This window comes from Alkalihalophilus lindianensis (assembly GCF_032843265.1).
In the GTDB taxonomy this organism is placed as follows: Bacteria; Bacillota; Bacilli; order Bacillales; family Bacillaceae_D; genus Alkalihalophilus; species Alkalihalophilus lindianensis.
The window spans coordinates 197,100-209,993 of the sequence record NZ_JAWJBA010000006.1 but is presented as its reverse complement, the minus strand read 5'-3'; the positions used below and the strand labels follow the sequence as shown (position 1 = coordinate 209,993).

The following is a 12,894-nucleotide window of genomic DNA, read 5'->3' as shown; positions in this document are numbered from 1 at the left end:
ACATGAGAGGTGGATATACATGGGAGCGATTCATTCCAATCATATTGAAGTCATGATCATTGAAGATGATGAACTTGCGGCTAATATATATGCGGAGTTCATTGGAAAACTTGATAACTTTAAAGTGACATATATTGCGAATACAGGAGAACAAGCGAAGAATGTACTTGATCAATACAAACCTCAATTGATTTTACTAGATATCTACTTACCTGATACACACGGCATTGAATTACTTTGGCATATTCGAAAGCTTTATCGTACGACTGATATCATCCTTATTACCGCATCGAATGAGGCTGAAACGGTAAGAGAAGCCATACGGGGCGGAGCCTTTAGTTACATTATCAAGCCTGTGATGATGAACAAATTCTTAGATACCTTAAAGCACTATGAACACACCACTAAAACACTTAATCAAACCGAGCTAATCAAACAATCCGACGTCGATTCGCTCTTTTATTCAAGAGAAAATAAACGTACTCCACTAAAGATGGAGAATCAAACTGACCTCCCTAAAGGGATTGATAAATTCACCCTTACTCGGATAAAGGATCAACTGAGTTCAACAACAACGAGCTTTAATGCAAATGAATTTTCTCAATCTCTTAAGATGAGTCATTCAACCGCAAGACGATACTTAGAGTACCTAGCTAGTGAAGGAGTAGTTGAGATCTCCATTCAACACGGGACAGTTGGTCGACCAGAGAGGAAATATACGTATCGTAGAAACAAAGAGTAGTTAGTAATGGCTCTACAATGCTGAGCAAAATTCATAAGAAAAAGAGACCCATCCTGCCCACACTATATATGGAGGGTCTTTATCATAAATTGTTTGCAAAATAAGAATAGCTTTTTTAAGCAAAGGGGCCGATTGCTAGGTTCAGCCCTACTTATAGCAAGGCTTGAGTAGGGATCATCTCTTTTTTTCAAGTCAAATAGTCCCCTTACCCAACATCCACATGATGACCTTAACGATAGTCTCTATTATAAATCCAATCAACAATAACCAAACGACCGCACTTATGATAATACCGGCTATTGCCATCACTTTTCCTTTTTCCCCAGTGCGGCTCATTTCTACTAACCCGACAATTCCAAAAACGATTCCAACTAAGCTAAACACCGGCACTACTAATGGATACACGATTAAACTTACAATGGATACTAGTCCACATATAATAGAAACAATTGCTCTACTATTTCTTCCTCTACTCGTTATCTCTTCCTCCATGTCACCCCTCCTACTATCCACATGCAATTGAGTGTTTATGTAAAACCCTTCTTACTACCTTCTTTATAATTTTATGATATACCAGTAAGAAGTAGGAATGAATAGGAAGTTATATGTTAAACCCTACTCTTTTTCTCTTTATAATGAATCTTTTATGCTTTGGATATGGCTTGAATAAAATAGATGATAATGGACTAGAAATGATACGAGTCAACAAATTCATTTTAAAATAGGGGTCAATGTACATGTTTACAGAAGCAGACGATTTGGTATACGATTTAAATCGTAATAATTACGATTTGTAATAAGATAAAGAGTGAAGTGAGGTGGAGGCTTTGAATGAAAAAGAGAAGTATAGCTTTATAATCGGGTTAAAATCATTAGAGTTTGAAATCAAAGAGCTGATTATTCTTTCTAAGGAGAAGTCAACTTGCTATGAGTTATTGGGGAGGTTAAGTTGACCGATTTTTATCTTCATTTAGAAGAGGTTAATCAACGATGGGATACTGTTTTTTACTGCACACCAAGTGATGCCTACTTAACAGTTACAGAAGAGCTAAATAAAGAGATTTTGTCCCGAGAAAAACGATTGTGCTCATGTCACCAAGCATTGGAGCCAATTTATTAATCAAAGGACTACTAAATAAAGATGTAGAGATAATCAGTCTATCTACTTATTTTGCTGCGACGAAATGGAAGGGAAATGATCGTAAAACGAAAATTTGCGTGACAAAAGCCATTAAAAAACGAATCTTTATTGGCTCAACGAAAGAAGCTTCATCAGCTTGTTCCTATTTGAAGGAAGTGATCAAGGAGATAGGGGTTATATGCACAATCTTGCCTAGTGCGTTAGCTGCTGAGGGGAGAAGCATCACGACGTATGTTCATCCACCCCTCTTTTTAAATAAGATCGCTTTAACAGATATTTTCTTTGGAGAAGGCCCCCAGAAAAGCATGTACAAGCTCTATCCTGAAGGACCGATTACACCTATGGTGATGAGTAATCTATTATCAGTGTGGAAAGAGATTACAGGTTTCTTACAATCATTTGACATCAAGCGTTTTAACTTATTGAAATTTCTAAATGACGACAATTATCCGGTTCCAGAAGAAATGCTATCAAGAACAAGCATAGAGGATTTTATGAATGTAGATCGTATCAAGCAGGAATACCTTTTATATGTGAGGTATACGGCGCTACTGATTGATCCATTTTCAAAACCTGATCAAGAAGGAAGGTATTTCGAATTCTCACGCGTTCCTCTAGAAAGAGTGAAACGTGTAGAAGGTAGATGGGAAATTCCTCGTGTACCATTAGAAGATTACAAGAAACTAAAGCTAATGTCAGAGTTAGCATATCGAGTCAATCAAGAACTTCCCGTAGTTAATGAATTAGTAGAAAACTTTGAAGAGGTTGTTTCCTTATTTAGCGAAAAGCATCGATTACATTTTGATATGGATGTTTTTCAAAAGCAATTAGACCGTGATTTGACAACTATACTAAATCACACCCAACCTATACAAACATAAAATGAATGTCTTTAACTCAATGTAGGAGGTTATGTAGTGAAAAATGGTGTAATCCTTGCTGTTGCATCAGCTTTTATTTTTAGTGTAATGAATGTCTTCGTAAAGGCAGCTAGTGAGACAATTCCGGTGTCTGAAATTGTGTTTTTTCGTAGTGTAATAGGCACGATTATTATATTGTTTTTAATGAAAAAGGCAGCTGTATCTTTTTCAAGGAAAGGTGTTCCGATGTTAGTCGTAAGGGGGATGTTAGGGGCTTTATATTTGCTTGCCTATTTTTATACGATTGCCCATATCCCATTAGGTGACGCTAGTATTCTTGCTCATCTTTCACCCTTCTTTGCCATTTTACTATCTGCTGTTTTTTTGAAGGAAAAAATCAATAAACGTATTATCATTGTTCTTCCACTCTTTGTCTTGGGGGCAATGTTCTTAATCAATCCTTTCAGTTATGACTCCTATACAGTCTATGCGCTTGTAGGTGTGCTTAGTGCATTATTAGCTGCGGGGGCTGCCACAAGTATTCGTTTTTTGAGCAAGTCACATCATAAATATGAAATTGTATTTTATTTTCTTGCTACAGGGACGCTTATATCAATTCCGCTTATGTGGCATGAATTCGTGATCCCCACACTTATGGGTTGGATCTACTTACTGTGTATTGGGATTGTATCATTAATTGGCCAAATCGTCTTAACTAGTGCTTTCACTCATGAGAATGTTATGGTTGTAGAGGTAGTCCGATATATAGGGATTTTCTTTAATGTGATGTGGGGATTCCTTATTTGGGGAGAGACGCTAACGTTTATTTCCATTCTAGGAGGTGCGCTGATTATAGCGGGATCAATTTTCCTTTCACGGCGTAAACATGAAGCAGTATCGATGCATCAACCTCCTCTGAAAAAAGGGATTTCATAAGAAGAATGATATCTAAGTTTAATTGATTGGGTCAAATTTAATTCACCAAAATATTTAAAAGAGGTCTTCCTATGCAAGGAAGGACCTCCTTCTAAATTATTTTAAAAGGGCAATCGCCTGTCGATATTTTATTTTACTGTAATCGTTTTAAGGTTTAGCGTGAATAGTAAAGGCGTGTGTACCATAGAATTCCTCTTTTTTAAGCTTATTAACTTACCATCCAAGCCTTCTCTTCAACACCGATACCTCAAAAGTCTCCTTACCCAACACCCTCAAAATTATCTTAAGGAACTTCCTCACCTCTTTACCATTATATGATATATCAATAAGAAGGTGGGAATGAGTGTTAATGAATCCCTTAGCACTAAAAACCCCTGCACCATCACAGGGGTCCACGTCAAACTATTTAGTTTCATTATCTACTAGGTAGTTCTGCCCATGTTTCTTCTAGCCATTTATCAAAGTCAGAACCTTTGTCGCCTTCGTACGTATCATAGACGTCAACTCTCATTTTCTTCAATTTCTCTTTGAAATCAGCATAAGAGTGATCCTTTGGTAAGCTTTTCTTGATACGAATAAAGATCTTCTTAGTGCCCTTGACTGCGTCCTCATCCTTGCGAGGAGGCATTGTTACATTTTCACCAAGTCCCTTAAGCTGACGATAGGCTGCTTCTTGCACAAGATACACCGAATCACCTTTCATGGCATGGTTCAATAATTCGATCGTCTCTCTGCTTTTATATTGGCCTAACTCTTCTACAGCATCTAGACGCTCTCTCCAGTTCGCTGTTCTATTTACCGATTTCTTTAATTCATTTAAATTCTCAGGTACTTCTGTTTTTACTTTATGATTACTCAAGCTATCCAATCTCCTTTATGGTCGAACCTTATTAGTAAAAAATGTGTTACAAACCATTGTAGCACGATTAGGAGATTTACATACGTTAAATTTGGTTTTCGCTTGTTTGATTACCCGCGTCTCTCCATCAAGTTCATCCCAACTCCCATACAAAGCACGCCTATTAATAACAGGATCGAAAGTGGTTCCATTAAGCTTAGGAAACCACGATCATATATAGTGGCTCCTTTTAGAGCTTCTAATCCATATAAGATTGGCATTCCTTTTGACAGCGTCAATAAGATGTCATTGGTAACCGTTTCAATCGGCCAAAATGCTCCTCCAAGCATGGCCATAGCCGATGCAACAATAGGGATGATCGCTTGAAGTTGCTGGCTCGTTCTTACTAACCCCAACAGAAGAATTCCTACAGCTACAATAGTAAAAGCGTAGCAACCAATAATGATCAAAACCGTTCCTAGCCGCTCTCCTAAATCAAAACCAAAGGCATACTGAAACAAAAGAAAGATGAGTAAAATTTGCAAGTAACCTACTATAAAACAGTACAATAGATGTCCCATGTACATTTGCCACTTTCTAAGGGGGGAGATAACCATACGCTCCCATGTGCCTAATCGCTTTTCCTCTGCTACATTCATTAAACTGAACATAACCGTGTAGATCGCAAAGAATAATGTCATCCCAAATAACACATGTAATTGCTCATTGTATTCAAATGACCCTGTACTTCCTTCTAGAGAAGACGTCATAACACTGAGAACCGGCTCATTCATGAAGTCATTTACCTCTGTCCGAAACGCATCGCTTTCTACATATGGTTCTATTTGCTTTAATTGCAACTCTTCCATATAAACTTGATGAACATACGCTTCGATAAAAAGTCGACTCGGCTCCTCAGCTGCCACAAGTATTCGGTAGTCATCTTCTAGTAATTGTAAGGCTAAGCTTTTATCTCCTAATGCCACAGATTGTTTTGCCTCTTCCTCCTCCATTAAGACAAACTCATAGGCATCGGATTCATTTAATAGATTGATCCAAGTGTTTCGATCTTCCTCACTTAATGTATCATCTGTAAAGGTCGATACCTTCATCTGACTCTCTCCACCAAACCCTGCTAACACGGCTACAAAAATTATCGTTAACACAAAGAAGGAGAGGACCAGAACTGGAGAGCGCCTAAATCTTTGCCATTGTAATAAAAAGACAGATTTCATCTTTAAATCGACCTCCGTTTCGGGAATGCTAGCAGACTAAGAATCAATAATACAACCGTCATTCCAATGATTCTTAGTAAGAGAGGGGTTAACCCTTCCACTCCAAACCCTTGCATCCATTGAAGGTATGCTGTTAAGGCAGCTCCATTTGGTGTCCAATTCCCCAACTCTTTTATCATGTCTGGCATGGCCGTCGTAGGAAAGAAGCTCCCTCCAGCAAATGCTAGGATGGTCACAATTCCACCTGCGAAGGTATGCGAAACCGTGTCTGTTTCCCATCTAACGGTTAGCGCCGTCAACAATGCTGCAAATCCTCCCACACATAAAGATAATGCAAGTGAGATGGTTGCCATCCCTAACCAAAAAGTAAGAGATGCTAATGGAAATGGCTGAAAAAGGAGTGAGGATAAACTAAACAAAATAACTAATTGAATAAACGCAATCACCGTAGCAGATAGAAATTTCCCACTTAAATAATGCAATGGCCGTGTCCCTGTTAGGATAATGCGGTTAAAGACGTGCTGCTTTTTTTCCACATGAGCCTTACTTGAGATCGTTGAACTTACAAATAAGACAAACATCACAGCCATCCCGATCGTGTAATATTGAAAAGAGGTGATTGGCTCGTTTGTAGAGATCGTTTCAATTCCACCCACATCGCTTCTATCAATCGTTGGAGCCTCAATTGGTCCCTCATCGCCTGCTGCAAGGGATAGTGCCACCTCAAAATTTAACGTATCTACAAAGCGATCGATGACATTTTGAAAGACATTTGCCTGCAAGGAATAATCGTCAACGATAACCGATAGCTCGCTGCCGGCACCTTGATTGAGGAGCATCTTTTGAAGGGATTGATACGTAAAGTTTTCTGGGACAATAAGAACTGCTGCTACATTCCCTTCTTGTAGCTCTTCGTTCGCTGTTTGCTCATCTACTTCTTTGACCTCGATCATTTGTTCAATGCCCTCAGCTCCTAAAGTTTGGTGGAGTAATTGCAAGGGACTATACTCATTTGCGGTTTCAATCAAGCCTTCTATGACTTCTTCTGGGATGGCACTTTCTTCAAGCTCCTCAATAAATTCTGTTATGCCTTGCTGTTCATCATCCTGTTGAACGAGTGCAACCGTCATATTTAATGCCTCAGTATCTCCCCCAAGTAATCCTTTTAATGCAAATCCAAGGATGGATAATAAAATAAGCGGCATTAAAAGCAGAACGATTAATTCGCTTTTATCGCGTATAAGAACAAGGATGTCTTTTTTCAAAAATGTACCCATTATATCCCCCCTAATCTCTCAGCTTGCGTCCAGTTAAATGTAAAAAGACGTCTTCTAAAGTAGGGATTTGCACGTTCACATTTAAGATATGAGCTTGATGACGTTCGGCTGTTTGAAAAACACTTGCCAACAATCTGCTTCCTTTAGGAACAATTAGTTTTAATCCCTTTTCTGTTTCGATCGTTTGTCGAATTCCTGGGTGTGTCTTCAAATCTCCTATAAAACCTGGATAAGGCCGATCTAATTCAATCACAATCGTTTCCTCTCCTGATAAGATGCTTTTCAATTCATCTTTTGTACCAGAAGCAATCACACGACCATGATCCATAATGTAGACACGATCACAGAGCCGCTCAACTTCCTCCATATAATGGCTTGTGTAGAGAACCGTTAACCCTTTTTCTTGATTGAGGCGACGAACGGTTTCTAGTATATGACTTCTCGATTGTGGGTCAATTCCTACCGTCGGTTCATCCATAATTAAGATTTCTGGCTCATGTAACATGGCAGCGGCCATATTAATTCGTCGCTGCATGCCCCCTGAATAGGTGCTGACAATCTCTTTTTGTCTGCCATCTAGCCCGACAATCTCAAGTACTTCCTGAATACGTTTTTCTAATTTCTTTCCACGCAACCCGTAAATCCTTCCGAAAAACTTCAAATTTTCATAGGCCGTCAGCTCTGTGTACAAGGCAATTTCCTGTGGAACAATTCCAAGGACCTTCCTCATTCTCACAGGATCTTTTTTGACACTCATTCCTCGTAAAAATACATCTCCAGAAGTCGGTTTAATCAATGTAGAAATCATCGAAATTGTCGTCGATTTACCAGCTCCATTTGGACCAAGTAATCCAACAGACTCGCCTTTATCTAAATACAAGCTCACCTCATCCACTGCCGGCTTGCCGTTAAATACTTTTTTTAATGCTTCTGTTTCAAGCATGAACAATTCCTCCTTATTCGTCTCTGATAGGAAAAGTATATAAAGAAAAAGACAGTGCCCCCACTGTCTTCCGTCATCACTTATGTATGAATTCATGACTCAAGTCACTTTTGTTACACGACATTATGTCTGATCGCATAGATAGCGAGCTGAGTCCGGTCTCGTAAATCCAATTTATCTAAAATGACACTGATATGATTTTTGACCGTTCCAACTGATAAAGCAAGCTCCAAGGCTATTTCTTTATTGCTACGTCCTTCGCCAATGAGCCGCATAATCGCTAACTCTCTAGGTGTAATCGCAGGATCCACTTCAACCTGATCTGACTGTTTCATCAGCCTTGGAAGTACTTTTGCGGCAACATGTTCTTCTAAAGATAAACCACCAGCTAAACAGATACGGATAGACCGGATCAACTCTTTTGGTTCAGCATTCTTTAACATGTAGCCCCTCGCTCCATTTCGTAGTGCTTCAAGGGCATATTCATCATCATTAAATGTGGTGAGTATCAGGACTTTTCTCTCTGGCCAGCGTGTGTGGATAATCCGAGCTGCTTCCAACCCGTCCATAACAGGCATGCGAATATCTAAGATGATTAAATCAAAATGATGCGTCTCACACAGTGTGACTGCTTCTTTACCGTTACTTGCCTCTCCAGTCACACGTAACTCTTGATCTGTTTCAATCATCATTTTCAAACCTTCACGAACCATTCCCTGATCCTCTGCTAGTAAAATCCGAATCATGTTTCTCCCTCCTCTATATCCTGTATTGGCAAGGTTCCACGTACAACAAATTGACTTGACGACTGATATACCTCAAGTTGTCCGCCACAGCGCTCGATTCTCTCCCGCATAGCTTGAAGTCCAAAACCTTCTGTATAGGGTATTTCATTTTTAATTGGATTTATGACTTCAAATCGAAACACCTCTCCTGCAGGTGCTTCAAACATAATCGTTACTTCTCGTCCTTGACTGTGCCGCATCATGTTGGTCAGCGCTTCTTGAACCGCACGGTAGACAGCTATCATTTGTTCATTCCGAAGCGGTACAGTAAGAGCACCAGGCTTAAGGGAAAATTGAATGCGGAGAAAATTTTCAGCTTCTAACTTGCGAATCAAGTTAATAATCGCTGCCAACCCTCCGACCTCATCTTGCTTTAATGTTTTAACCGCACTTCTTGTCTCTTCTAAACTTTCACTAGCTAATTCTTTTAGCTTTTGCAGCTGAGAAGCAGTGGGTTCATCAGCTTGCAATCTTGAAACTTCTAGCTGCATCAAAAGAGCTGTGAGCTTATGACCGACTGAATCATGGATATCTCTAGCAATTTGAGTTCGTTCTTCCTGCCTAGCGTGCTTTTCATCTGCTGCAATACGTCGCTTTAATTTGCGATATTCACTGATAAGCGCCTCATTTCTATCAGTGAATTCTCTGTTATCACGATACAATTTCCAAAACGCAATAAAAGCAAAGCTAAAGCTGAGAGTATAGAGAGCTAAAAATACAGGAGGAAAAATAGAATACCCAAAGAACTGCGGGGTAAGGGAAGCTACAAATAAAAGAAGACCAAATCCACTAGCAAACCAAGGAGAAAGATGGAGCAGCGCTTTCCCTGCAAGCAATGAAAAAATCAGCAACGTATAAGGATTCGCAGCTCCCTCTTGCTGCGGCCATAAAACAAGCATCGCAACAATGGCTACTCCACTTAGGATCAGCATAAAATAAAGCTGATTCTTTTTAAAAAGGGTAGAAACAAAAAGCAAAGCAAAAAAAACGGCACTGCCTAATATCCGCAACGGCATCTCATCACTCGGTGCAGCTAGATGATGGAGAGCAAAAAACCAAGCCCCACCAAGAAGCCCGAGCCAAACCCAATACAATTGCATACTCTCCACCCTTTCACTACTATTTATCTACATACCAAAAATGACTTTTTTAATCAGTCTATCATAGCAAATTAGCCTCTAGAACAAAAGAAGCAAACAGGAAACTCCCTGCTTGCTACCTACTACTTTTCATAAAAATGTTGTTTTAGCTCTTCTTTGATCTCATCTGGTATCTCTTCTGACTGCTGGGTTTCGAGATTGAAATTCACATAGACCGCTTCATTTTTCGCACATACCTCACCATCTTGATGGATTTCCTCATAGAGCTCCAAGCTTTTGTTTCCAATTCGCTTTACCCATGTCTTCACTTCCACGTCCCGACCATAATAAATCTGACTCACATATTCGAGCGTCGTTTTGACAATGATCATTTTCCAATGTTCAAAGGATAGATCAGGTGTAAATAACTTGAACAGCTCATGGCGCCCCGCCTCTAGCCAAACGGGTACAGTCGTATTATTAATATGCCCCGCCCCATCCGTCTCTGAGACACGCGGTACAATTGTTGTTTGATACATCCCATTCACCAACCCTCTTATAACTCTGCATTCTTTTACTAAAGAATTCTTCCTTTTAAGCCGAATCCCTCCTAAAACCATTAAAATAGCTGTTTTCTATTATAAGACGAGAGATTATATGGTAAATTTAACTAAAATCTATTTAGTGGGATAGACGTTTAGAAGATTAGGTGTGATGAGATTGAAGAAAAGATTGATTATAATTAGCTTGATATTCCTACTCGGGTTGGCAGCTTTTTTTGTAGTGAAAGCAATGAATAAAGAAGCCACTGCGTTAAATGATTCCTTCACAAAGGAATTCATTGCAGAAGAATGGGTCGAAGATGGTTTTCACTTATTTGAATCGAAGACTGGACAATACACAATGCTGTTTCCAGATCAATTTCAGATGATAAGTGAGCCTCCGGAGTTTTATGGGAGACTGGGGGATTCTTATGAGCACTGGGTTGGTCAAATTTTAAATGATAACAGCAAAGGAATAGCCTATTCATTTAAGGTAACTTTTAAAGATGAAAAAGCGGATTTAACAGAAAATCAATTACATTCTATGTTAAACAACCATGCTTACAATGACCAGTATGAAACAATTAATTTAATCAATAAAACTATTTATCACGGTTCCTCCTCTTTGATCTTTGAAGGTCCTAAAGCAACCATACAGGACCCCAACCTTAACCAAGCCAATACCTTCTTTGGATTAATAAGTAATGAACATTCAAAGAAAACGGTAGAGATATATTATTCACTAGATTGTATTGAAATAGAACGGGGATGCGAAATAAATACTCAGGGAGAGTATGAATTTGCTTTAAAGGTTATGAAAAGTGTTGAATTTATGGATGAATAATAAACATATATTAGTGATCAGGCGGGATGAGATTGAAGAAAAGTACGCTTATTGTCAGTTTGGTAATCCTAGTCACCTTAACCTTAGTTGGACTTATTATAGTTAGAACGATGAGTGGAGATGCAACTGCATTAAATGATTCCTTTACAAAGGAGTTCATTGCAGAAGAATGGGTCGAGGATGAGTTTCATTTATTTGAATCGAAGACCGGACAATACAGGATGTTATTTCCAGACCAATTTCAGATGATAAGTAAGCCTCCGGAGTTTTATGGGAGACAAGGAGATTATTATGAACATTGGGCTGCTCAAATCTTTAGTGATTCCAAGGATGGAATCAGTTATTATTTAACGCTAAGATTCAGAGAAAATGAAGTTGATCATTTTAAAACTGATTTAAATAGGATGCTAGATGACCACTCTTTTCAAGGACAATATGAAGAAATCAAGTTAAATAATAAGATTATCTTCTTCGGTTCTTCTCATTGGGCTGCTCGTGAAACAAGAGGTGTTATTAATAGCCCAAATAAAAATGATGCCAATACCTTCTTCGGACTAATACGGGATCAGCATTCAAATCGCACCATAAAATTAGTCTATACAACCATTTGTTATAAAGAAGAACTTGGCTGTGAATTCAACAGTGAACAACACTTTTCATTTGCTTTAAAGCTAATGAAAAGTGTTGAATTCTTGGATAAACAATAAATACATATTAGAGATTAGGTGTGATGAGATTGAAGAAAAGAACGCTCATTGTCAGTTTGGTTATCCTAATCACCTTAGTTGGACTTATTATAGTTAGAACGATGAGTGGAGACGCAACTGCGTTAAATGATTCCTTCACAAAGGAATTCATTGCAGAAGAATGGGTCGAGGATGAGTTTCATTTATTTGAATCGAAGACCGGACAATACAGGATGTTGTTTCCAGACCAATTTCAGATGATAAGTGACCCTCCGGAGTTTTATGGGAGGCAGGGTGATGGGTTTGAAGAGTGGGCTGCTCAAATTTATGAGGACACACAAGATGGTATCAGTTATCGTATGAAGATAAGGTTTATAAATGAGGAAGCTGACTTATCTGATAACATTCTGAGCCTCATGTTAACTAATTATGCTTATGAAAATCAACACAAGGAAATGAAACTTGATGATACAACCATTTACCATGGGCTGTCTCATTCATCTTTAAATGGTATTACAGCAACAACTAAAGACTCAAAGGAACACAAAGCGAACCGATTCTTTGGACTTGTACTGGATCAACATTCTAATAGAAGCGTAGAATTCTTTTACTCAACCAATTGCTTTAAAGAAGAACTTGGGTGTGCATTAAACCCTGAAGATCATTACGAATTTGCTTTGAAATTAATGAAGAGTATTGAATTTCTTTAGTGAATGAAGGTACGTAATACAATTTAATTCTCTAATCACCTGTAACTATTTAACTAGATAAACTTCCCCCTCCCTTCTATTCTTTAGTTCAAATTCTCCATTTTATTCTATAAATATTCCTATCTATTATATCAATTGTGATTTTATGGTAAATTAAAAAAGATATTATTTGTTCTGTTAAGATTTTAAAGACTAGGTGTGATGGAATTGAAGAAGAGAATCGTTATAATCAGCTTGATATTCCTACTCGCGTTGGGAGGTTTTTTTGTAGTGAAA

Annotated in this window: 13 protein-coding genes and 1 pseudogene; 6 read left to right on the top strand and 8 right to left on the bottom strand. The window is 38.5% G+C overall.

From position 1 onward, the window contains the following. Positions 1-19 precede the first annotated feature (19 nt). The gene (locus RYX56_RS17255; protein ID WP_317123286.1) at positions 20-742 is read left to right on the top strand and encodes a response regulator; all 723 of its coding nucleotides are present in this window, start codon (positions 20-22) and stop codon (positions 740-742) included. 192 nt (positions 743-934) lie between these two features. Here RYX56_RS17255 and RYX56_RS17250 read toward each other — a convergent pair whose 3' ends face one another. Next, the gene (locus RYX56_RS17250) at positions 935-1,234 is read right to left on the bottom strand and encodes a DUF4190 domain-containing protein (RefSeq protein WP_317123285.1); all 300 of its coding nucleotides are present in this window, start codon (positions 1,232-1,234) and stop codon (positions 935-937) included. A gap of 457 nt (positions 1,235-1,691) precedes the next feature. Between RYX56_RS17250 and RYX56_RS17240 the strand changes: the two are divergent. Continuing rightward, positions 1,692-2,764: pseudogene (locus tag RYX56_RS17240) on the top strand (opine metallophore biosynthesis dehydrogenase). A gap of 36 nt (positions 2,765-2,800) precedes the next feature. Next, positions 2,801-3,679: a DMT family transporter gene (locus tag RYX56_RS17235; protein WP_317123282.1), complete on the top strand. Its 879-nt coding sequence runs from the start codon at positions 2,801-2,803 to the stop codon at positions 3,677-3,679. Between the two features lie 415 nt (positions 3,680-4,094). Here RYX56_RS17235 and RYX56_RS17230 read toward each other — a convergent pair whose 3' ends face one another. The 7 genes from RYX56_RS17230 to RYX56_RS17200 form a co-directional block, all read right to left on the bottom strand. Next, entirely contained in the window at positions 4,095-4,538 is a 444-nt protein-coding gene (locus RYX56_RS17230; protein WP_317123281.1) for a HEAT repeat domain-containing protein, read from the bottom strand. Between the two features lie 110 nt (positions 4,539-4,648). Continuing rightward, positions 4,649-5,752, bottom strand: coding sequence for an ABC transporter permease (locus RYX56_RS17225; RefSeq protein WP_317123280.1), 1,104 nt, complete (start codon positions 5,750-5,752; stop codon positions 4,649-4,651). 2 nt (positions 5,753-5,754) lie between these two features. Then, positions 5,755-7,029, bottom strand: a complete 1,275-nt coding sequence (locus RYX56_RS17220; protein WP_317123279.1) for an ABC transporter permease — start codon at positions 7,027-7,029, stop codon at positions 5,755-5,757. A 10-nt stretch (positions 7,030-7,039) separates the two neighbouring features. Continuing rightward, positions 7,040-7,972 (bottom strand): ABC transporter ATP-binding protein, encoded by a 933-nt coding sequence (locus RYX56_RS17215; RefSeq protein WP_317123278.1) that lies wholly within the window; start codon positions 7,970-7,972, stop codon positions 7,040-7,042. A 113-nt stretch (positions 7,973-8,085) separates the two neighbouring features. After that, positions 8,086-8,718: a response regulator gene (locus RYX56_RS17210; protein ID WP_317123277.1), complete on the bottom strand. Its 633-nt coding sequence runs from the start codon at positions 8,716-8,718 to the stop codon at positions 8,086-8,088. Continuing rightward, the gene (locus tag RYX56_RS17205; RefSeq protein ID WP_317123276.1) at positions 8,715-9,857 is read right to left on the bottom strand and encodes a sensor histidine kinase; all 1,143 of its coding nucleotides are present in this window, start codon (positions 9,855-9,857) and stop codon (positions 8,715-8,717) included. The genes RYX56_RS17210 and RYX56_RS17205 overlap by 4 nt, the downstream gene beginning before the upstream one ends. Before the next feature lie 122 nt (positions 9,858-9,979). After that, positions 9,980-10,375 (bottom strand): acyl-CoA thioesterase, encoded by a 396-nt coding sequence (locus RYX56_RS17200; protein ID WP_317123275.1) that lies wholly within the window; start codon positions 10,373-10,375, stop codon positions 9,980-9,982. Between the two features lie 181 nt (positions 10,376-10,556). Between RYX56_RS17200 and RYX56_RS17195 the strand changes: the two genes are divergently transcribed. The 3 genes from RYX56_RS17195 to RYX56_RS17185 are packed head-to-tail and all read left to right on the top strand — an operon-like array spanning position 10,557 to position 12,618. Then, a complete protein-coding gene (locus tag RYX56_RS17195; protein WP_317123274.1) occupies positions 10,557-11,222 on the top strand; it encodes a YvcA-related protein in 666 nt (221 codons plus the stop codon). A gap of 32 nt (positions 11,223-11,254) precedes the next feature. Beyond that, entirely contained in the window at positions 11,255-11,929 is a 675-nt protein-coding gene (locus tag RYX56_RS17190) for a YvcA-related protein (protein WP_317123273.1), read from the top strand. 29 nt (positions 11,930-11,958) lie between these two features. Beyond that, complete coding sequence (locus RYX56_RS17185; RefSeq protein ID WP_317123272.1) at positions 11,959-12,618, top strand: YvcA-related protein; 660 nt, start codon at positions 11,959-11,961, stop codon at positions 12,616-12,618. Positions 12,619-12,894 lie beyond the last annotated feature (276 nt).